Source organism: Pedobacter aquatilis, from assembly GCF_030409415.1.
Lineage (GTDB): Bacteria > Bacteroidota > Bacteroidia > Sphingobacteriales > Sphingobacteriaceae > Pedobacter > Pedobacter aquatilis.
The window spans coordinates 14,126-35,858 of record NZ_JAUFPW010000024.1; the positions used below are offsets into that span (position 1 = coordinate 14,126).

Annotated in this window: 11 protein-coding genes and 1 tRNA gene; 3 read left to right on the top strand and 9 right to left on the bottom strand. The window is 37.2% G+C overall.

Features of this window, described 5'->3' with window-relative positions; genetic code table 11:
- Window positions 1-1,297: 1,297 nt before the first annotated feature.
- Complete coding sequence (locus QWY86_RS09880) at window positions 1,298-1,750, top strand: nuclear transport factor 2 family protein (protein WP_290241445.1); 453 nt, start codon at window positions 1,298-1,300, stop codon at window positions 1,748-1,750.
- Window positions 1,751-1,877: 127 nt separating this feature from the next.
- Here the strand turns inward: QWY86_RS09880 and QWY86_RS09885 are convergent, their stop codons facing one another.
- The 3 genes from QWY86_RS09885 to metG all read right to left on the bottom strand — a co-directional run bounded on the left by QWY86_RS09885 (window position 1,878) and on the right by metG (window position 5,701).
- Window positions 1,878-3,191: an erythromycin esterase family protein gene (locus tag QWY86_RS09885; protein WP_290241447.1), complete on the bottom strand. Its 1,314-nt coding sequence runs from the start codon at window positions 3,189-3,191 to the stop codon at window positions 1,878-1,880.
- Window positions 3,192-3,405: 214 nt separating this feature from the next.
- A tRNA-Arg gene (locus QWY86_RS09890) sits at window positions 3,406-3,477 on the bottom strand.
- A 118-nt stretch (window positions 3,478-3,595) separates the two neighbouring features.
- The gene (metG, locus tag QWY86_RS09895) at window positions 3,596-5,701 is read right to left on the bottom strand and encodes a methionine--tRNA ligase (protein ID WP_290241448.1); all 2,106 of its coding nucleotides are present in this window, start codon (window positions 5,699-5,701) and stop codon (window positions 3,596-3,598) included.
- A 37-nt stretch (window positions 5,702-5,738) separates the two neighbouring features.
- On the opposite strand from metG, the gene QWY86_RS09900 reads away from it, so the two are divergent.
- Together QWY86_RS09900 and QWY86_RS09905 are read left to right on the top strand one after the other, a co-directional pair.
- Window positions 5,739-6,638 (top strand): S66 peptidase family protein, encoded by a 900-nt coding sequence (locus QWY86_RS09900; protein ID WP_290241450.1) that lies wholly within the window; start codon window positions 5,739-5,741, stop codon window positions 6,636-6,638.
- A 1-nt stretch (window position 6,639) separates the two neighbouring features.
- Window positions 6,640-7,047: a DoxX family protein gene (locus QWY86_RS09905; RefSeq protein ID WP_290241452.1), complete on the top strand. Its 408-nt coding sequence runs from the start codon at window positions 6,640-6,642 to the stop codon at window positions 7,045-7,047.
- 73 nt (window positions 7,048-7,120) lie between these two features.
- Here QWY86_RS09905 and QWY86_RS09910 read toward each other — a convergent pair whose 3' ends face one another.
- The 6 genes from QWY86_RS09910 to QWY86_RS09935 form a co-directional block, all read right to left on the bottom strand.
- Entirely contained in the window at window positions 7,121-8,578 is a 1,458-nt protein-coding gene (locus QWY86_RS09910) for a RagB/SusD family nutrient uptake outer membrane protein (protein WP_290241455.1), read from the bottom strand.
- Between the two features lie 11 nt (window positions 8,579-8,589).
- On the bottom strand, window positions 8,590-11,733 hold the full coding sequence (locus tag QWY86_RS09915) for a SusC/RagA family TonB-linked outer membrane protein (protein ID WP_290241457.1): 3,144 nt from the start codon (window positions 11,731-11,733) through the stop codon (window positions 8,590-8,592).
- Between the two features lie 223 nt (window positions 11,734-11,956).
- Window positions 11,957-13,465, bottom strand: coding sequence for a RagB/SusD family nutrient uptake outer membrane protein (locus QWY86_RS09920; protein ID WP_290241459.1), 1,509 nt, complete (start codon window positions 13,463-13,465; stop codon window positions 11,957-11,959).
- A gap of 11 nt (window positions 13,466-13,476) precedes the next feature.
- Window positions 13,477-16,662 (bottom strand): SusC/RagA family TonB-linked outer membrane protein, encoded by a 3,186-nt coding sequence (locus tag QWY86_RS09925; protein WP_290241461.1) that lies wholly within the window; start codon window positions 16,660-16,662, stop codon window positions 13,477-13,479.
- A 217-nt stretch (window positions 16,663-16,879) separates the two neighbouring features.
- Window positions 16,880-18,352: a RagB/SusD family nutrient uptake outer membrane protein gene (locus tag QWY86_RS09930; RefSeq protein WP_290241464.1), complete on the bottom strand. Its 1,473-nt coding sequence runs from the start codon at window positions 18,350-18,352 to the stop codon at window positions 16,880-16,882.
- Between the two features lie 19 nt (window positions 18,353-18,371).
- Window positions 18,372-21,500: a SusC/RagA family TonB-linked outer membrane protein gene (locus QWY86_RS09935; RefSeq protein WP_290241466.1), complete on the bottom strand. Its 3,129-nt coding sequence runs from the start codon at window positions 21,498-21,500 to the stop codon at window positions 18,372-18,374.
- Window positions 21,501-21,733: the final 233 nt, after the last annotated feature.

Below are 21,733 nucleotides of genomic sequence, written 5' to 3' on the forward strand. Positions count from 1 at the left end.
TAAAGGTAGCCATGCTTTCGCTACGCTCAAGTTGTTTCTTTTGGGCCCAGCCAAAAGAAAGAGCCTCTCGGCGGCGGCGAGTCGAGAAATAGATTTGGCGGGAATGGTTTAAAGATCGCTTCGGTCGAGATGACGACGGTGCAATTAAGGTATAAAAGAGATTGCTTAGGCTCGCTCAAGCCTAGGCCTCGCTACCTGTCCCGACCATTCGGGAATGACGGTCCTTCGACTACGCTCAGGAGGACAATCAACTTGATAACAGCTTGGCGCTTCGCTATCCGGCATAGCAGATTTTGGAAGCAAGAAGCAGTAAAATCTGTGTACGTATTTAGTTTTTTGCACAACCAAGGAAATTTGCAGCTGCGTTGGCCAATAGTGGAGGATAGCCTCAAATTACCGCTATGTAGATTTTGCCAGCTTAATGCGACAAAAGATGCACCTGTCCCGAGTATCGGGAAGCCTTGGTGTTATGTCTGATTGGTTTATTTTTAAAGGTAGCCATGCTTTCGCTACGCTCAGGTTGTTTCTTTTGGGCCCAGCCAAAAGAAAGAGCCTCTCGGCGGCGGCGAGTCGAGAAATAGATTTGGCGGGAATGGTTCAAAGATCGCTCCGCTTCGGTCGAGATGACGACGGTGCAATTAAGGTATAAAAGAGATTGCTTCGGCTCACTCAAACCTAGGCCTCGCTACCTGTCCCGACCATTCGGGAATGACGTCATTAGGAAAGCCAGTGAAATATGCAGGCGGTGGCTATCCGGCATAGGAAATGATGGAAGGAGAAAACGTTAAAGCTTTTGCAAAAACTTTCACCTTGCAACGAACCAAGGCAACGCATCCTGCCCGATTTTTCATCGGGTACTTGTGTTGCCGAAAGTGAAGCTTTAACGAATTTATCCGACATCAGATCCAAGCCTTGAACTTTTGTTTCTTTTCTTTCAAGAGAAAAGAAAGAGCCACCTCGGCGGCGGCAAGCCGAGGCAAGACTTGAGGGGGGACAAATAAATAAGAGATCTTGAAATGAACCTCATGACGGAGAAGTGAGCAGGAATGGTTCAAAGATCGCTCCGCTTCGGTCGATATGACGAGAATGTAATTAAGTAATAAATGAAAGAGATTGATTTGCCAATATGAAATCGGCATAAACTGGCACACTCAAAACCGGGGGCAAACTTATATTCAAAGCCTGTTAACAGAAGAGCCATAATCGCTATCTATCAGGAACTTAAAAGATTATTTTTATGCTAAAGTTTTAAATAGAATTAGAATAAATTCCTTAAATTCAATTTAAAATTCATCCCATGAAATCATTATTAACTTTCATTATTTTATGTGCCGCATGCTTGTATAGCCATGCGCAAATGGACACAACAAGCTACGCAAAAGAACGTGCTGAAATCCGCACCTTACTAAGGAGTCAAAAACCCGGAACACAGATTGATTGCAATGATTTTATTGCCGTAGGTCCGAAAGGCGATATTTCATTTACGCGTGAGCAATGGGTGGAAGCACAGAAAAAAGAAAAACTGACATTTAAATCCGTTCGTCCAATCCCCGGAAATGAATTCATCAGAATTTATGATGGAACAATGGCAATAGTAAATGTTCTGATTGAGGTAAAACTTGTTATCGATAGCAAAGATGTAGATATTAAGGTTCGGCGCCTGGAAGTTTATCATAAGAATGCAGGAAAGTGGTGCCGGGTAGCCGGACAAGGAACACAGGTTGATGAAATGCTATTTCCTGTAAAATAAATTGCCTTTTGAAATAATTTATTATGTTCCTGAACGAGAAAGCAAACACCGCAGCAATTGTTTTCTGAGATAAACTAATTCAGAAGGAACTGTAAATTTGCACTGAATACTAAAACAATTATAACCTTTATTTAACGTTTTCAGCCGCATTAGCCACCATAAAGAAGAACACACCATCAAAACACTCTGTGAACGGCACTTTAAAAAAATCTCCTTTCGGATCTTTACGATAAGTGCTGCCAATGATTCTTGAATATTTATAATCCTTTACTAAGGAAGTGAGCTTATCATTCTTAACGACATCACGAGTTGAAATAAAAAAATTTGGTGTTCTGCTTTTCTTGAAGATATATTCGATAGCGTTTTGATTTTGTGAAGTAGCATAGTGAAAGCTTTTATATTTATAAGTGTTTGCAAAGTCAAAAATCCTTACCGAGCCTTCATCAAATATTCCGCCAAGAGCAAAGTATTTATCACCAAGCTGATCTTTCAAGTATGCACCCATTTTTTTTACACCATTTAACAATGCATGAGCGATATGACCGTTGTGCCCCCATATAACCATTTGCTCATTTTTTATTTTTACTTCACCATTATAAATTATCATGGCATTTTCTGCCATAAATTTATCTCTTCTTTCCTCAAATCCATTGAAATAGTTAGTAAAAGTACCAAAGGTGCCTCGTAATTCAATTGTCTGGCTGAGCATCCTGGTTAAGGTAATTAATTCTTTATAATTTTCTATTTTATCATTGGTTACAAGAGCTTTGATTTTGATTGCCATATCCCGATACTTGGCTTTTTCGGCATTATCCATTTTGAAAGAATTAGTGTTGCCGAAGGATTCCTTGAATGCCATTAACTGATTATAGAGCGAAATGTCCATTGCCTTCAATTCATGAAATTGCTCCAAAATTTGTTGGGAAATTATAATGGGGTCTTGCATATCGACTCCAATTACCTGAACCCTTTCCATTTTAGGCTTTGACATATTGTAATTCTTAATCCAAGCCAACATCTGAAATACTTCTTCAGTTTGATAAATACCATATAATCCAGTATTGGACCTAATTTTACTAAGGCTATCGTTTGTATTACTCAATAGAAAAGTATTTAGAGGCTTTGCATAGCAGTAGTCGGTTTCCATCGCAATAATCTTAAGTTTTCCATTTGAAATTAATTCTTTTATTATGGATGCCTTAAACTGATAAAATTCTTTAGTACCATGCGTTGATTCGCCAAGACCAATGATAGACTTATCTCGTAGAATTGAAGAAGGAACTCCTGTTTTAATAATTTGCCCTTTTGCATCGATTTCAATTGGCTTTATAATTGAGTTAAGCTCGCTGACATAAGAATCTACCTTGACCTGCCCTCTCGTTGTCAAACTAGAACTGAATAATGTAAAACTTAAAATAAAAATTTGAAATGTTCTGCTCATTAATTTCATATTAATCTCTTTTGTAGCGCAATAAATATATTGAAATAATATGATCGAGTCGATTCTACAATCCCTTTTAACAAACCTTTAACGATTGTAATAAAAAGCTTTAAATACAGCGTGGTGTGTTTGTATATTTTGATAAGGAAATATTTTAAGATAAATGTAAGCCTCTTAAAAGGAAAAAAGCCCATCTTTCGATGAGCTTTAAAAGTAGCCCCGAGCAGAATCGAACTGCTATCTAAAGTTTAGGAAACTTCTATTCTATCCGTTGAACTACGGGGCCAACTATATTTACGATTGCAAAATAGTAGTTCTATCTTCGCTTCTATCGTATTACAATCTTCGATTTTAGCATTACGATTTTAGATTTAATTAGCTAAAATCATAATTCTTAAATACTTTTAGCGTACCACGCTACCTTCTTCAAATTGTTCTGAAGGCGCCACAAAAGTAAGTTTTCCTGCTGAATTTTCAGCCATCAAAATCATGCCTTGCGATAAAATTCCTTTAATTTCTCTTGGTGCTAAGTTTACAATCATGCTTACCTGTTTACCCACAATATCTTCTGGTTTATAATATTCGGCAATGCCTGATACTACAGTACGCTCATCTATACCCGTATTAACGGTAAGCTTTAATAGCTTTTTGGTTTTCTCTACCTTTTCAGCAGCAACAATTGTGGCCACACGAATGTCCATTTTAGAAAAATCATCAAACTGGATGTTTTCTTTCGCAGGTATGGCTTGTGCAGGTGCAGCATTTGCTGTTTTACTCTGGTTTAGCTTTTCTATCTGAAAGTCGATGGCCGCATCTTCAATCTTTTCGAACAAGAGCACTGCCTCGTTAATGGCATGCCCACGTTTAATTAGGTGTGTAGAGCCAGCCTCAGTCCATTCCTGTCTGCCATTATTAAGCATTTTCATTAACTTTTCGGCAGTAAATGGCATAAATGGCTCAATTAGGATTTGCAGGTTTGCACAAATTTGTAAGGATATGTTTAATATGGTGCGTACCCTGTCTTCATCCGTTTTAATCAGTTTCCATGGCTCTGTTTCGGCTAAATATTTATTACCTAAACGGGCAACATTCATCACCTCTGATAAAGCCTCTCTAAAACGATAGTTTTCTATAGATGAAGAAATCTTTGCCGGGAAGGTAGCCAGCTCGTCGATAACAGCCTGATCTTGTGCTGTAACCTGCATTAAGGTTGGCACAAGACCATTAAAATATTTATGCGTAAGTACCGTAACGCGATTTACAAAATTGCCTAATACTGCAACCAATTCGTTATTATTTCTGGCTTGAAAATCCTTCCAGGTAAAATCGTTATCCTTTGTTTCTGGTGCGGTGGCTGTTAATACGTAACGCAGTACATCTTGCTTACCTTCAAATTCTCTCAAATATTCGTTTAACCAAACTGCCCAGTTTTTTGAAGTTGAGATTTTCTGCCCTTCGAGGTTTAAAAACTCATTTGCCGGTACGTTATCAGCCAGGGTATAATCGCCATGTGCCATTAACATTGCAGGGAAAATGATGCAGTGGAAAACAATATTATCCTTACCGATAAAATGAACCAATTTAGTTTCATCACTTTTCCAGTATTCTTCCCATCCACATTTATCGCTTTCGTAATTGTTGATGTAGTACTCCTCTGCTTTCGGGTTCCAAACATCAAGCTTGGCATAATTGCAAAGTTCCTTTGTGGCAGATATGTAGCCGATTGGGGCATCAAACCAAACATATAAAACCTTACCTTCTGCACCACGAACCGGAACACGGATGCCCCAGTCTAAATCGCGGGTCATTGCACGAGGATGTAAACCGGCGTTTAACCAGCTTTGACATTGTCCGTAAACATTTGGTCGCCATTCTTTATGGCTTTCGATATATTCCCTTAATCTGCCTTCATATTTATCGAGCGGTAAAAACCAGTTTTTAGTTTCCTTCAATACAGGTTTATCACCCGAAAGGGTTGATTTTGGATTTATTAAATCGGTAGCATTAAGGGTAGTTCCGCAGTTTTCGCATTGGTCGCCATAAGCATTTTCGTTACCGCAATTAGGGCAAGTACCGGTAATGTATCTATCAGCTAAAAATTGCTTAGCTGTTTCATCATAATATTGCTCGGTAACTTCTTCTGTAAAAACACCTTTATTGTAAAGGTTTTCGAAAAAATCCGAAGCGGTTTGGTGGTGCGTTAAAGAAGAGGTACGGTGGTAAATGTCAAATGAAACGCCAAACTCTTTAAAAGAATCGCCAATGATTTTATGGTACTTATCAACAACCTCTTGCGGCGTAATACCCTCTCTTTTAGCCTTCAACGTTATCGGAACACCATTTTCATCAGAACCACAAACAAACTTTACATCTTTTTTATTAGAGCGAAGATATCTTGCGTATATATCAGCGGGAATGTAAACACCTGCCAGGTGACCAATATGAACGGGCCCATTGGTGTAAGGCAGTGCTGCGGTAACCGTATATCTTTTTATTTTATTATTATCCAAAACAATTCATTTAATTTGACAAAGATATTGTTTAACCATGATTATACAGCCTACATATTTAAAAAAAGGTGATAAGATTGCCATTGTTTGTCCGGCAAAGAAATTACCCAAATCTATAGATTACGCCATCTCTGTTTTAAAAAGCTGGGGATTGGATGTAATTATTGGCAAAAGTGTTTATGCCGAAGAAAATCAATTTGCTGGTTCTGATGATTTGAGGGCATCGGACATTCAAACCTATCTGGATGATCCTTTGGTAAAAGCCATTATAGCGGGCAGAGGTGGCTATGGCGTTATCCGGATTATTGATAAGCTTGATTTCAGTAACTTTATCAAGAACCCCAAATGGTTTGTAGGTTTTAGTGATATTACGGTATTATTAGCGCACATTTTTGCTGTTACGAATACACAAAGTATGCATGCGCAAATGCCTTATACTTTTGACGACTCTACGCCTGAAGCGTTATTATCTTTAAGAAAAGCTTTGTTTGGCGAAAGTCAGATTTATGAATATAAAAGTGAATTTGATAATCGTGCGGGAAATTGTACTGGTGTATTGGTTGGCGGAAACCTGACTTTATTGTGCATGCTCCAAGGGTCGGTTTCGGAGATGGATTTTGATGGAAAGATTTTATTTATAGAGGATGTAGGCGAACACGAATACTCGATAGACAGAATGCTAAGGATGCTTAAAAGAGCCGGAAAGCTGGCAAAATTAAAGGGGTTGATTATTGGTGCATTTAACGAAATATCAGAAGAAAAAATACCTTTTGGGCAAACTGCTGATGAAGTGATTTGGGAGATTGTGAAGGATTACGACTATCCGGTTTGCTTTAATTTCCCGAGTGGCCACATTGATGATAACCTGACGATGATAGTAGGCGCAACAGTAGAATTAAAAGTTGAAACAAATAACGTAAAATTTAGATATATATAACATGGCGATTTTAGATAATTTAGGAAAGTACCGCAATACCGGTTTATTAATACTTAGGATAGGTATTGGTATAATGTTTATTATTCATGGCTTTCCAAAGCTGGCCGGCGGACCGCAAGGCTGGGAAGGATTAGGCGGAAGTATGAAAGTTATTGGTGTTGATTTCTTACCCGTGTTTTGGGGTTTTATGGCGGCAGTAACAGAAACCTTTGGCGGTTTTCTGTTGTTGGTTGGTTTATTTTACCGTCCGGCTTGTATCCTTTTAGTTTTTACGATGATTATTGCAGCATTGGTTCATTTTGGTAAAGGGGAAGGTTTACAAGGCGCAAGCCATGCAATAGAAATGGGCATTGTATTTTTCAGCTTGATTTTTATTGGGCCTGGTAAGTACAGTGTGGATAAGAAATAGTTAAGTTTAAACTAAAAAAGGGTCGGCAGTGTAAAATACTGCCGACCCTTCTTTGTTAATTGATTATTCTAAATTAATTTTGAACAATCAGTTTATTGTTTTGAACTTCCAATGAAGCTATTGGCCAAATATAACCAGCCGTGTTAAATGGTATTGCAGGAGCAGTACCTTGCGAACCGCTTTTGGCAACAAAACCCAAACCTAAACGCATTACATCAGGAGAACGTAAGCCTTCACCTAATAATTCTATTCTTCTTTCGGTAAGAATGGTATTTTTAAGGTTCGCAGGCAACAAGTCAGTAGCAGAGAATACAAATGTTGGATTAGATCTTTGCCTAACCGCGGTTAATAATGCAATTGCTCTGGCTGGATCAGTTACAACACTTGCTTCTGCTAAATTCAATAAAACTTCCGCATAACGAATAACAGGAACGTAATCCGTGTAAGGTGATGGTCTTTTAAATTTGGTTAAGTAGGTATTAGTGCCAGAGATTAGCGTTAAGCCCTTTCTTGCATCTGTAGAACCTGTTGCAAAAGCAGCATTTCCGAATATCCCGGTAGGGTTTAAGAAATATTCCTGATTACCACCCGCACTATTAATTTCTACATTGTAGTAGTAAGCCAGCTGGTTTTGTGTTCCAGGAGCATCTAAATCGGCCATTGGTAAGGTTAATAAAACCTCATCGCCAGTATAATTGCCGCCAAAAACTGTAGCAATATTAGCTTCCAACTTGTTCGCTCTGCCTGTAGTAGCCGTAAATGGTAGCGTTGTGCTTACAATTTTATTTGCTTCAGTAACCACAGAAGTTAAATTACCCATTGATAAATATACACGGGTTTTTAGAGCAATTGCTGTGTTTCTGGTCGCCTTTGTGGCAACTCCGTTAAGTGCCAAATCTGGCTCAGCTTCATTCAAATCCTTTAGAATCTGAGTATAAACTTCAGCAACCGTACTACGTTTTAAATCATTGCCTGTTAAATCTTTCTCAGCCTTTAATCTCAGCGGCACGCCTAAGCTTGCACCGTTATCTGTTATATATGGCTTGGCGTAAAGCTGTAACAAACTGTAATAGGATAATGCTCTTAAAAACTTTGCTTCTGCAATATACTGCCTTGATAAGGCAGGCGTTAACAATGAAGCATTACTAGTTACGCCCTCAATAACAAGATTCGCACGGTTAACGGCAGCGTAAACAGCTCCCCAAAGATTATTAACTTCGTTTGTTTGCGAGGTCAAGTTAAATCTCCAGGTATCTAAACCCGTTACACCGTTTGGTTTATTTACAATGAAGTCTTCCCCTCTTATATCATTATAAATAAGGTATCGGCCACCGTAAAAATTACCAGCCTTTACGCCTGCATAAATACCATTAACTTGCGATAATATACGTGCGGGATTAGAAAATGCATCTTCAATTGGCAATGCTGTATCTGGCGCAGTATTTAAAAAATCCTTTTTGCAAGATGTGGCAAATAAGATAGGTGCCGCAATAAAAAGGTATTTTATATTATTATTTAATTTAATTTTCATAGTCTCTAATTTTAAAATCCAACATTAAGTCCGAAAGTGAATGTTCTACCTGATGGCACTGAGTTTCTATCAACACCAGGAGCAAGGTTACCACTATTACCTGTTGCGGTTGAGTTACCGTTAACAGAAACTTCCGGATCAGGACCTGGATAGTTTGAAATTATCCAAAGGTTGCTCGATTGTGCATATACTCTAACGCTTGAAATACCATATTTAGATAAGAAGTTTTGAGGTAATGTGTAGCCTAAAGCAAGGTTACGTACTTTTAAGAAATTACCAGAAAACACATTCTGAGACTGAGCAAAAGCCGAACCATTTGAAGTATTATCACCATAAACTAAACGTGGGATATCTGTAACCTGGCCAGGAGTAGTCCATCTGTTTAATACATCTTTTTCATTGTTCCAGAAACGTTGATCGCGAAGACCAGCTAATGAACCGTAATAGATTTTATTACCTCCAGAAAAAGTTAATCCTAATGTCAAATCAAAATCTTTATATCTAAAATTGTTATCCAAACCACCAAACCATTTTGGAATAGATGGGCCGATAATTTGAGCATCCAATGCAGCATCAATTGCTGGAGCATTTTGTCCGGCATTTGGCCCGTCCATGTACTGGTAACGTGCAGCCGTTGCTCTTTGGAAACTAAATCTTAACCTCTCACCATTTCTATTGATGAAAATACGTTCACCCGTTGCTGGGTCAACTCCGCCTGTTTTCACTGTGTAAATAGAGCCAATAGGATAGCCCACTCTTGTGATGTTAGCGGTTTCCAATTGTGTTGCACCAAACAAATCGGCATTGTTATTACCCAAAGCAGTAACTTCGTTTTTCAATGTACTGAATGTAAGTGTTGTATTCCAGCTAAAATTATCAGTATTGATATTTTTAGAGTTGAAAGTAAATTCAAAACCTTTATTATACATCGCACCAACATTCGTTGTAATTGCATTACCCGGTACACCTTTTGAAGGAGCTTGTGGTGCAAATTGAACTAAGTTATTGATATCATTATGATAGTAATCAACGTCTAGTGAGAAACGACCACTTAAAAATTCCAAGCTCAAACCCACATCAGTTTTCTTACTGGTTTCCCATTGTAAATTTGGATTTCCAGCCTGAGAGAATGATAATGCTGGGTCAGCACCATACAAACCAGGACTATATAAAAATAATGCAGGGTAATTACCGATGTTTATGTTACCAACCTCACCATAGCTACCACGTAATTTAATGCGGCTTACTACTTTACTAAATCCTGAATCTTTATAGAAGTTTTCTTCAGAAATTGCCCATCCAGCTGATGCACCGCCAAAGTTACCGTATTTATTACCAGCAGATAAGCCAGAATAACCATCACGACGGAATGAACCGGTTAAGAAATATCTCTTTTTATAATCGTAGTTAACATTTGCAAAATACGAACGGAAAGTGTTATCTCCCTGCACTAAACCTGCAGGTGTAATGATACCGAATGCACCTTGATAAACTTTGATGAATGGATCGATAACATTTTGTCTTGTAGCACCATAACCATCTGAAGAAGTAGATTGATCTTCAGCACCCAATAATAAACCTAAGCTGTGATCTCCAAATGTATTGTTATAGTTTAAAGTATTTGCCCAATTCCATCTGTTATTTTTGACAAAGTTACTGGTTGCACCACCATTATAAGCAACACCATCTCCTTGTAAACGGTTAACAAATGAGTTATTATCTATTTTAAGGTTATCCAAACCATAACTAGTTTTGAAAGTTAATCCTTTCAATAGTTGAATAGATGCATAAACATTTCCTATGATACGATCACTTTCAGAAGTATTTCTATCTTCATTAATTAATACAGCTGAATTTGGAAAGTTTGAGGCAATTGTATTGGCACCAAGGCCTACTGCAGAACCATTCATATTATAGGACCCATCTTCATTATAAGGGGAAACGTTAGGTGGCAATACAATTGCCAAACGTCCTAAACCTACAGTAGAGAAGGTTTGACCTGGTAACGAACCTGTATTGGGTGCTCTGTTCATTGTGTTACTATAAGAGAAATTTGTTCCAATAGTTACACCCTTGAACAATTTATGATCTAGATTAACACGACCACTTTTCCTTTCGAACGAGTTTGCCTGAATAAAACCTTCTTGGTTGCTGTAACCCAGAGATACATAGTAAGATGTTTTCTCAGTAGCACCAGAAAAATTCAAAGCGTGGTTTTGCGAAGTAGCTGTTCTATATGCATAATCGTACCAATCCGTATCTACCTGAGTACCATCTGATTTTGTTTGAAGGAAAAATGCAGGAGCTAAGCCAATATTTGTTCTTGCTTCATTTTTAATTTGTACATATTCAGCTGCATTTAACAAAGGTGTTAAATTTTGTGCTTTGGTAGAACCTACCCATGCTTCATAATTAACACGTGTGCTACCTTGCTTACCTTTTTTAGTAGTAATTACTACAACGCCATTCGCTGCTCTTGATCCATAGATTGCAGAAGAGGCCGCATCTTTTAAAATGTCGATGCTTTCGATATCTGCCGGGTTAATATCGCCTAAAGCGTTACCTGAAGCACTATTACTAGATTGGTCTCCAGTAAATACAGGAATACCATCAACAATAACTAATGGATAAGAACTTAATGAAATTGAGTTAAAACCGCGAACCCTGAAAACAGGTGGGTTATTTAGTACACCATTTGGTTGAATAATATTAACACCTGCGGCCTTTCCCGCCAAAGCTTGTTCAAAACTCTGTATTGGCTGGTTCTTTAACTTTTCTGCACCCACACTCGCAATTGAACCTGTTACATCTCTTTTAGATTGAGTAGTGTAACCGGTTACTACAACGTCGGTTAAGGTTTTAGAATCAGTTGCTAAGGAAACACTAATAGAAGTTGAGGCCAAGCTTCTGCTTTGTGTTAGATAACCAATTGAAGAGAATTCAATAGTACCTGTTGTGAGGGAAGTTCTTAAGCTGTACTTTCCATCTGCGCCCGTAGTAGTTCCTACATTTGAGCCTTTAATTTTTACACTTACTCCAGGAATCGGTTGTCCGTCATCCTTTCCTGTAACTGTACCTGTGATTGTTCTTTCCTGCCCAAAAGCGGTAGCCGCAATAAAGAGCATTATGAACAAACTTTGTAATAGTTTTTTCATAAAGTTTAAGTCTAGTTTGATTAATTAAAACCTAATATAAAATAAATTACAATGTAATGCAATTATTACTAAAATAAAGTATAGCGTTTAAGTAGACTAAAAATTGATATAAAACGATTTAGGAAAAGGATTGATAAACAACGTGATGATTTTTTTTGATAAATATTTTTACAAAAAAAGGGAGGCAAATTTTGCCTCCCTTTGTAAATGTGTTGTATTCTGATTATGGATTTTGTCCTGCAGGACCAATTGCCGGGTTAGCATCTATTTCTGCTTGAGGAATAGCCCATTGCCATTCAACTCCACCAGCAGGTACTGTTAGAACACCAGATAATGCTACTGTAGCATTTCCGCCAGTTCTATCAACAGGTGCATCCATTCTCTTCAAATCAAAGAATCTAAAACCTTCACCCCATAATTCTATTCTTCGCTGAATTAAGATTTCGTTCAAAAATGCCACACCGGTATTTGTTGATAATACATAATTAGCATCTCTGTTTTTAGCTAAAGTAAACAAAACATTTTTGGCTGTAACTTCTTCTGCTGCAGCACCTGCAATAGCCAATCTTTGTCTAGCTTCTGCTTCAATTAAGAACATTTCAGCAACACGCATATTTACAACATCACCCACGCTGGTTGTTCCTGCTACAGCAAATTTTCTTTGTCTGAAACTAGCTGCAGAACTTGTAACAACACCTACTGGTAAAGAGAAAGCTGCATTGGTTCCTGTTGGATCCCATAAGCCTTTACGAACATCAGTTGAGGTAATCTGGTTATAAAGCACAGAATTAATACGCTTAGGGTTAGTTCTGTTAGCTGAGGAATTAAAAGTACCTAAATAAGCAAAGAATGAATAAAAGTAAGTGGTTTGGTCTTCTTGTTGTTTACTTCCCCACATCCACTCCTGGTTAGTGTAACTGTTAAATCCAGATAAATACTCAGCATTTGTCATCAATGTTAAACCAGTTCTAGCTTCCAAAGCATTTTGGGCTGCAATTGCCCATTTACCTTGAGTTAAGGCTACTCTAGCTTTTATTCCTTTAGCAACATTAATATTCAAGTGAGATTTATTTGGTCTTGTTGAAGCGCCAGCAAAGCTTGCAATAGCTGCATCTAAATCTGCATTAATTTGAGTGTATACAGCTTCAACACTTGCTCTTGGTTTACCAGGTTTATCATCTACTTTCGAAGTATTTGAAATTGGTATACCGGCTTGAGTATTATTTCCAGCTGCATCATAACGTTTACCAAACACTTGTACTAGTTGAAAATGTGCCCAGGCTCTGTAAGTTAATGCTTCACCCTTAATTGCTTTTTTATCTGCATCACTACCTTCTGCACCATCTATATTATCAATAATAAGATTTGCATTGGTGATAATTCTATAATAGAAAGTGTAAATAAAAGCATTATTACCGTTAGAAGCACTTCTGTGTGTAACCCATTTGTGAACGCCAAATGCAGTAGTACTTACTGTATTTACAATATCCTCACCCATGTAGTCGATATTTAAGTTTACGGCACCTTGACCGCCTTCTTCTTGCCTTGAATACTGGATATATAGTGAACGGTGAATACCGTTCAATGCTGCCATAGCATTTGTAGTTGTTGTAAAAACGGCATCACTAGATACTGCATCAGTAGGTGCAGTTAGTAAATAATCTTTTTTACATGCGCCCATAGTCAGTGTTAAAACTGCCAATGGGAAAAGTATTTTATATAAATTTTTCATGAGTTCCTGTTTTAAAATGAAGCATTAATACCGAAGCTGAAAATACGTGTTGGTGTATAAGCGTTACTATTAACACCTGTAAAACTTTCTGAAGGGTCTAAACCTTTACGTTTTGACAATAAGAATAAGTTCTCACCTGATGCGTAAACATTTGCTCTACTTAAACCAATTTTAGCAATAAAATCTTTTGGTAAATTATAACCTAATACAGCAGATCTCATATTTAAATACGAGGCATCAATTAAGAATCTAGTTGATGTTGCATTGTTGAAAGTAGAACGACCAACATCTAATCTTGGAATACTAGAACCATCACCAGCCTGTTTCCACGAATTCAGAGCGTCTACGTGTAATGAACCTCCATAACCAGCGTAAGACATTAATCCTTGATATGTAGAATCGTAAAATTTACCACCAACCTGGTAGTTCATTATTACTGCTAAAGAGAATGCTTTGTAGGTAAAAGTATTTGTAAAGCTACCGAAGTATTTAGCAAAAGCATTACCTGAATACGCATAAAGCGCATTATTAGAATTAATTGTGTAATTCTGACCATTAACTGTTCTCGTATCTGCAGCCACACCCGGACTAAGTGGATTAATTAGGTAAAGTGAAGCTCCATCAGAAGGATCTACACCTGCCCATTGACGTAGCCAGAATTCATATCTAGAATAACCAACAGAAAGCTGTTTAGTTCCATCAATAACCGTTGGCGTTTCATCAGGCATTTTTGTTATTCTGTTTCTAACAAGTGACCAGTTAACATCAAGGGCCCACTTAAAAGCACCTGTCTTAATCACATCACCACCTAAATTAATTTCAATACCTCTGTTCCACATTTTACCAATGTTTTTCTGGAAAGTACCAGTACCACTTCCAATACCTAAACCAGACGATAGTGGTAGAGGAACGTTGAATAGTAAATCGCTTGATTGTTTGCTAAACACCTCGAAAGTACCGTGTAATCTGTTCTTAAATAAACCGAATTCTACAGCAGCATCAATTTGTGTTTGAGTTTCCCATGTAATATTAGGGTTTGCAAGGCTCTGTAAAAGAATTCCTGGTTCAGCAGAGTTATTATAATCTAAAGAATAAAGCGACCTTTCAAGATTTAAACCTGGTAAGCCATCATTACCTAAAGAACCGTACGATGTTCTTAATTTCAAATAATTAACCCAGTTTACTGATTTCATGAAGTTTTCTTCACTGATAATCCAGCCAGCACTTCCTGAGTAGAAGTTACCCCATCTTAATCCAGGACCCCATTTAGACGAACCATCACGACGGAATGAACCTGAAATGAAATACTTTGAATCGTAATCATAATTTACTCTTGTAAATATAGCCTCTTTACGGTAATCATTTAAGTATGAGTTTAAGTCACTTGTTGTTGCAAAATTAATTAACTCACTATTACCATCTAAAATCTGAGTATTACGAGCACCGGTTAAATACTTATATGCGTAATCATAGTTATTATGCGCTAATAACACATCAAATGTACTTTTACCAACCTTTTTATTATAGGTTAATAATTGCTCAATAGTATAAGTTGTTGTTGTAGTTGAAGTGTTTCTTGCTCTACCATTTGGAGCACCGTCACCAACAATCTTGTTTTGATAATCAGCAAAGCTATAGTTTGTGATATCAACACCTAAGTTAGCTCTTAATTTGAAATCCTTTAAGAAAGAAACTTCACCATAAGTTCTTGCGCCCAAAACGTTTCTTTTAATTTGAGTTGAGTTTAAAAGTGTTTCTTGTAAAATATGTCTACCAGCATAAGCACCAGATGGACGATTTGGAACACCTAATACGGTTAATAAGTTACCTGTATCATATACTCTCCCTCCTTTTGAATCTAGCAAGTACTCACCAGTGGTTGGATTATGTGCATACACAGGATAGATTGGGCCTATAGAACGAGAAAAATTAAATGGGTTGACAATACTACCACTACCATCTGCATCTGCCTGGTTTGATTTTGTTATGTTCGCTGTTAAATTTAATCCCGTTTTAAACCAGCTTAATGGTCTGGAATTAATCGTAACACGACCGTTTATTCTATTAAAATCTGACCTTATGATGTACCCTTTTTCATTAAGATAACCTAATGAAGCATAAAAATCAGATTTCTCTGTTGCACCACTGTAAGATAGTGAATAATCACCTCTTGTGCCTGTTCTCATTAGGGGAGATCTCCAATCTAAATCATCAGCATAAAGAAGTGAAGCGTTTGGGTTCATTAAACCGTCTGTACCAACTATTGCATTGTCAGCAACGTTAAAAGGATTATTAAACAATAGTCCCTTAATATCATTTGTTGCCCTTGTATTTGCAGTAGCTAATGGCAGACCAGCACCTGTTACCGGATATACTAAGCTATTTCTATAGGCTTGCCATGCTAATGGATAATATTCATAAGCACCAACAGTTTCATACTCAGGAATACCACGAGAGGTAACACCTTGAATTACCCTGAAATCTAACTGCTCTTTGCCTTTTCTACCCTTTTTTGTTGTAATTAAGATTACACCGTTACCAGCACTTGAGCCGTATAGCGCAGAAGAAGCTGCATCTTTCAATACAGAAATACTCTCTACATCATCAGCACTAATATTACTGATGTTACCAGAATATTGAATACCATCAACGATATATAAAGGATCATTAGAAGCAGAGATAGAACCAAAACCCCTTACTCTAATTGTAGGCCCAGAACCAGGCTGGCCACTGCCCGCGTTTAATTGAACGCCGGGTGCCGCACCAGCTAAAGCACTATTAATGTTTGTAATAGGTCTTTCTGCAATTTTTTCGCCACCTACTGTAGAAACAGAACCTGTGTTTTTACCTTTAGTTGTGGTTCCGTAAGCTACGTTAATTACAACATCCTGAAGATTTGTTGCATCGCCATCTAACTTCACGTTAACAATGTTTGATGAGGTTAAGGCTACTGTTTTAGTAACATAACCAATAAACGTAAATTGAAGGTTTTTTGTAGAAGAGGTTACTCGGAGTGAGTACTTTCCATCATTTCCAGTTACCGCTACGCCTTGTGCGCCAACTGCTTTTACACTAACGCCTGGAATTGGTTCTCCATCTTCTGTAGACGTTACTGTACCAGTAATCGTTCGGTCTTGAGCCATTGCACTAAATGCAACAAACAAAAGCACGAACAAACTTTGTAGAAGTTTTTTCATGAAATTTAAATTAGTTGTTTGATTTGGGGAGACAAGATAAGAACATTGCTATTGCATTTCAAATTTTACAAGCAAAAAAGTGATTTTAACATAATTTTAATGTTGAGTTGGTTATTGTTATTAAGAAAATCAAAGTAACTTAATCATCAAGCTCTTATAATCAAAAACCCCAAGCTACATTCGTAACTTGGGGTTAATAATTGTTCAGAATTTAAATTTATGGATTCTGATCTGCAGGGGTTAAAGCTTTATTTGTGTTTAACTCATCCTGAGGAATTCTCATTAAGAATTTTGGAGACTCAGCTGGTAAAACTAACTCAACAGGAGCAAAGTTAGTTCCTCCGTGGTTACCAGTTCCAGTTGGTCTGTTTAAACCAGCTTTTAAACGTTTAATATCGTTTAAAGAAAAGCCTTCGCCATAAAGTTCAATTCTTCTTTGTAAAAGAATTTCATTTAATAATGCTGCTCCGGTACCGGTGAAGTTATAAGCTGGATACCTGGTTTTTACTAAAGTATTTAAAAGTGTTACTGCATTAGCTTCATCGCCAGCAATTCTAGCAGAAGCTTCAGCTTCTATTAAGAACATCTCGCCAGCACGCATCAACAGATAATCACCATTCCAAGTAGCGGCTGTAGGCTTTCTGAATTTTAAAATACTATAAATTGGAACTGCTGGTAATGCTGTAGAAGTAGGGGCCTTGAAAGCATCCTTTCTTGCATCGCCAACTGGTATTAAATCATATAGTTCTTTAGTGATTTTTTTAAATGAACCTAAACCGCCGTATCCGCCAGCTGTATTATCCATGTGCGAAAAATAAGAAGCAAAAATTGTTGATTGTTCAACATTAACTTCCAATCCCCAAATCCACTCTGTATTAGACAGAATACTAAATCCTGCGTTATAAGTAGCAGCAGTCATTGGCGCAGTTGTACCTCTAGCCTTTTTAGCATAATCTCTGGCAGTAGGCCAATCTTCCATTTGTAACGCTACACGAGCTAAGATACCTTGAGCTGTATTCACATTAATATGAGATTTGTGAATACGGGTTTTACCTGTTAGCAATGTTTCAGCTTGTTTTAAATCTGCTACAATTTGAGTATAAACTTGCTGTACAGTTCCTCTTGGTTTACCTTCGCTAGTTGGCTCTAAATAAACCGGAACGCCTGGCTTGTTTTCGTTGCCTTTGTATGTTTGCTGAAAGAAATTAACCAAATAGAAATACGAATATGCTCTAAGTGCTAATGCTTGACCTTTGATATATTCTTTTTCTTCTGTTGTACCCGTAGCAGCATCAATATTTTGAATAATGATATTTGCATTATTAATGGTTCTGTAGTAGTAAAACCATGTTCTTTCTGATCTGCTAGAGGCAGTTGCAGTCGCGATTGCAGTATACTGGTATTCTGCATTGAACCAACCATATCCCTGAGCATGAATAACCATATCATTACCCATTAAATCAGAAACAATTTCTGCTGATTTTTGACCAAAGTTACCATGGTTAGTTAAACTGGTATACATTGAACGATATGTACCATTTAATGCAACTAACGCACCTCCTGTTGTAGTAAAAACAGTCTCCTGAGCGATAGACTCTGTTGGAGTTGTTTCTAAATATTCTTTTTTACAACTACTAAATGTTGTAATGCCTATTAGAACCAGGCTGATATTTCTTAAAATATTTTTCATTTTATAACAAATTTTAAGGTTATAAATTAACGTTTAAACCTAAAGAGAAGGTACGGAAGGTTGGATAAACATAATCCGTATTTCCACTGAATGAACCTTGCGGATTCATACCTTTAGGACCTTTATGCCATAAGTATCCGTTATCAAGATTTGCAAAAATCTTTGCAGATTTTAAACCGATTTTACCGCTGAAACTTTGAGGAATTGTATAACCTAAAGTTACGTTTTTAAGGTTTAAATAATCTGCATCAAATAAAAATCTTGTAGATGCACCAGATTGATTTGCAACTGCATTCTGAACCCTTGGTACATCAGTAATTTGACCAGGTGTAGTCCATCTGTTTAGGATATCTGTATGCCAAGCTGTTCCATAAGAACCTACATGCATTAAGCCTGCGTAATTGCCATCATAAAACTTACCACCCAATTGGAAGGTAAATAAGAACGATAAGTCAAAATTACCATAACGGAATGAGTTGGTAATACCTCCTGTTAAATCAGGAAGAGCTGTACCAGAAATATATTGGGTACCATTCGTAAAGTTTGTTGTAGTAGTTGTTTGACCTGTTGGCAAACCATTTGTACCTAAAACATCTTGTTTCCACATCCCTAAACCTGTAGCAGGATCCACACCAGCAAATTCTCTGATGAAGAAATCATATATACCACCACCAACAACATATTTCTTGTTACCAGAAATAATTTCTGGTTGAGAAAGTTCTTTAAATTTATTTTTAAAGTGTGTTAAGTTTAAATCGATTCTCCAATCAAAATCAGTTTTTTTAACCGCTGTATAACCCAAAGTTACGTCAATACCTTTATTAGATAGTGCGCCAATATTTCTTGTCACAGTAGTAATACCAGTTGAAGTTGGTAAGGGCACATCAAATAACAAGTTATCTGATACTTTGTCATAAAGTTCTACGCTACCTTGTAAGCGGTTGTTAAAGAATGAAAAATCAACACCAATATTTGTTGTCTGGTTTTTTTCCCAAGTTAATTCTGGTGTAGCAAGTGTACCTACGATTGCACCAGGGAAGCCAACATTATTCCAACCTAAACCATATAAAGCCTGGTATGCATAATAGCTATCTAAGTTTTCATTTCCTAGTTCACCGTAACTAACGCGTAATTTTAAATCGTTAATCCAGCTCACGCTTTTTAAGAAACTTTCTTCAGAAGCTCTCCATGCACCACTTACCGAGTAGAAAGTACCCCATCTTGTTTGTGGTGAGAATCTTGATGAACCATCACTTCTTAAGCTTCCAGAGATGTAATATCTTGATTTGTAATCATAATCTACTCTTGAAAAATAACTCTCAATTGCGTGGTCTCTTTGATAAGAAGTAGAACCTTCCGCAACAGCAGCTGAAGTTAACTCACTTGTACCAGGAAAAGGAAAACCAGTTCTGGTAGCACTCATAAAGTTCTGTCTGAATTTAAAATTCTCATGACCTACTAATGCTGAAACATTATGGTCGCCAAAGTTTTTAGCGTAAGACAATACCTGATTGAATGTAAATGTTAACTGACGGTTGTCAGATTTTGTTGAACGACCTGCTACGTTTTGTGCATCACCAAAAAGTGAATTTTGGAAAGTTGTAGCACTTGCATCATAATACGTTGTTGCAATACTTGTTCTGAATTTAAAGTCTTTTAAGAAACTTGCTTCTAGATAAGTATTGTTGTTGATGTTAACTGGTCTGTTACTTCTATCATCCAAATCTAATGAACCCAATAAGTTAGAATTTGGCGCATATGGTCTAGCACCCATCTGATTTGGATTACCCCAATCTAATTTATTTCCACCTGTTGTTGGGTCAATTACGAAAGCACCGGTTGCCGTACGCTCATATACTGGATAGATAGGACCCATCATGGTAGAATAGTAGAACGGGTTAGTAGTTGCCGTACCAGAAGCAACGTTATTTCTTTGATAAGAAATAGCTGCATCTAAACTTGTACCACCTTTTAACCAAGATTTAATTTTAGTATTAATGTTTAACCTTGTTGTAAACCTGTCATACTCAGTAAATTTTGTGATACCTTCTTCATTTACATAACCGCCAGAGAAGTAGTAATCCGTTTTATCACTGGCACCACTAATACTTACGTTATAATCTTGTCTTAATGCATCCGTATTAAAAAGCGCAGTATTCCAGTTATCATCCCATAAAAGAGAAGCATTTGGATTAAGTTTTCCTGTAACAGGGTCAACTAATTGAGCACCTGGAACATTGTACGCATTGTAAACTAAAACGTTAGCACCTGTTAAAGTTGCAGATGCATTTTGTCCAGCCAACGCTGGTGTCTGGCCTGAAGCATATTGTAATCTGTTCCTCGTTGCTTCCCACATTAACTCGTAATAGTCTTTTGCACCAACTTGGTCGTACTGAGGAATTGCACGGTTCATAAAACCAGTTCTTAGGTTTGCTCTAACAATTGCATCGCCTTTTTTACCAGTTTTGGTTTGAATCATAATAACACCGTTTGCAGCTCTTGAACCATACAATGCAGTTGCCGCAGCATCCTTTAATACAGTTACACTCTCAATATCATCAGTAGCGATTGATACAATTGAACCGTTGTAAACCGCACCGTCCAAAACATAAAGTGGTGAGCTACTTGCGTTAACAGAACCAATACCACGAACACGAACCTCAGCATTAGTACCTGGCTGGCCACCACCGTTGGTAGCAACAATACCAGAAACACGTCCTTCTAGTGCTCTTGTAACTGAAGTCATTTGAGTTTTAGCTAATTCTGCTGCACCAACTGTAGATTCAGCACCAGTAAATGCACTCTTTTTTACAGTACCATATGGAACCTGAATTACAACCTCATCTAGTGATTTAGAGTCTGATGATAATACCGGACTGATCGTTGTTTTGTTACCTACAGCTACTTCAACAGTTTCGTAACTGATAGAAGAGAAAACTAATGTAGCATTTGAAGCTGCGTTGATTGTGTACTTACCATTTGAATCGGTAATTGTACCTCTTGTTGTGTTTTTGATTTTTACAGAAACGCCCGGGATAGGTAATCTATCATCCGACGACACAACTGTACCAGTAATTGTTCGTTCTTGAGCTAACGCAGTAACCGCGAAAAGCATCATCACGAACAAACTTTGTAGAAGTTTTTTCATGAAATTTAAGTTAGTTAAATGTTAATTAGTTCTTTATTCAGCTCTAAATATAGAGTTCAAAAGATTTTTTTAACAAAATTTAACTAAAATCTAATATTTTATGATGATTAAATGACAAACAACAAAAGAAGTTCATTGTTTCTTCACTTTCAGTAAAATAACTATGTATTTTTTATTCCATAGTATCGTAAAACAAAAAAGGCTTGAAGAATAAAAATCTTCAAGCCTTTTTT

Bases quoted from the DNA above. Each gene is read 5' to 3' on its own strand.
- QWY86_RS09920 (WP_290241459.1), bottom strand. From the start codon at position 13,465: ATGAAAAATTTATATAAAATACTTTTCCCATTGGCAGTTTTAACACTG.
- QWY86_RS09925 (WP_290241461.1), bottom strand. From the start codon at position 16,662: ATGAAAAAACTTCTACAAAGTTTGTTCGTGCTTTTGTTTGTTGCATTT.
- QWY86_RS09910 (WP_290241455.1), bottom strand. From the start codon at position 8,578: ATGAAAATTAAATTAAATAATAATATAAAATACCTTTTTATTGCGGCA.
- QWY86_RS09880 (WP_290241445.1), top strand. From the start codon at position 1,298: ATGAAATCATTATTAACTTTCATTATTTTATGTGCCGCATGCTTGTAT.
- QWY86_RS09885 (WP_290241447.1), bottom strand. From the start codon at position 3,191: ATGAGCAGAACATTTCAAATTTTTATTTTAAGTTTTACATTATTCAGT.
- QWY86_RS09935 (WP_290241466.1), bottom strand. From the start codon at position 21,500: ATGAAAAAACTTCTACAAAGTTTGTTCGTGATGATGCTTTTCGCGGTT.
- QWY86_RS09930 (WP_290241464.1), bottom strand. From the start codon at position 18,352: ATGAAAAATATTTTAAGAAATATCAGCCTGGTTCTAATAGGCATTACA.
- QWY86_RS09915 (WP_290241457.1), bottom strand. From the start codon at position 11,733: ATGAAAAAACTATTACAAAGTTTGTTCATAATGCTCTTTATTGCGGCT.
- QWY86_RS09905 (WP_290241452.1), top strand. From the start codon at position 6,640: ATGGCGATTTTAGATAATTTAGGAAAGTACCGCAATACCGGTTTATTA.
- QWY86_RS09900 (WP_290241450.1), top strand. From the start codon at position 5,739: ATGATTATACAGCCTACATATTTAAAAAAAGGTGATAAGATTGCCATT.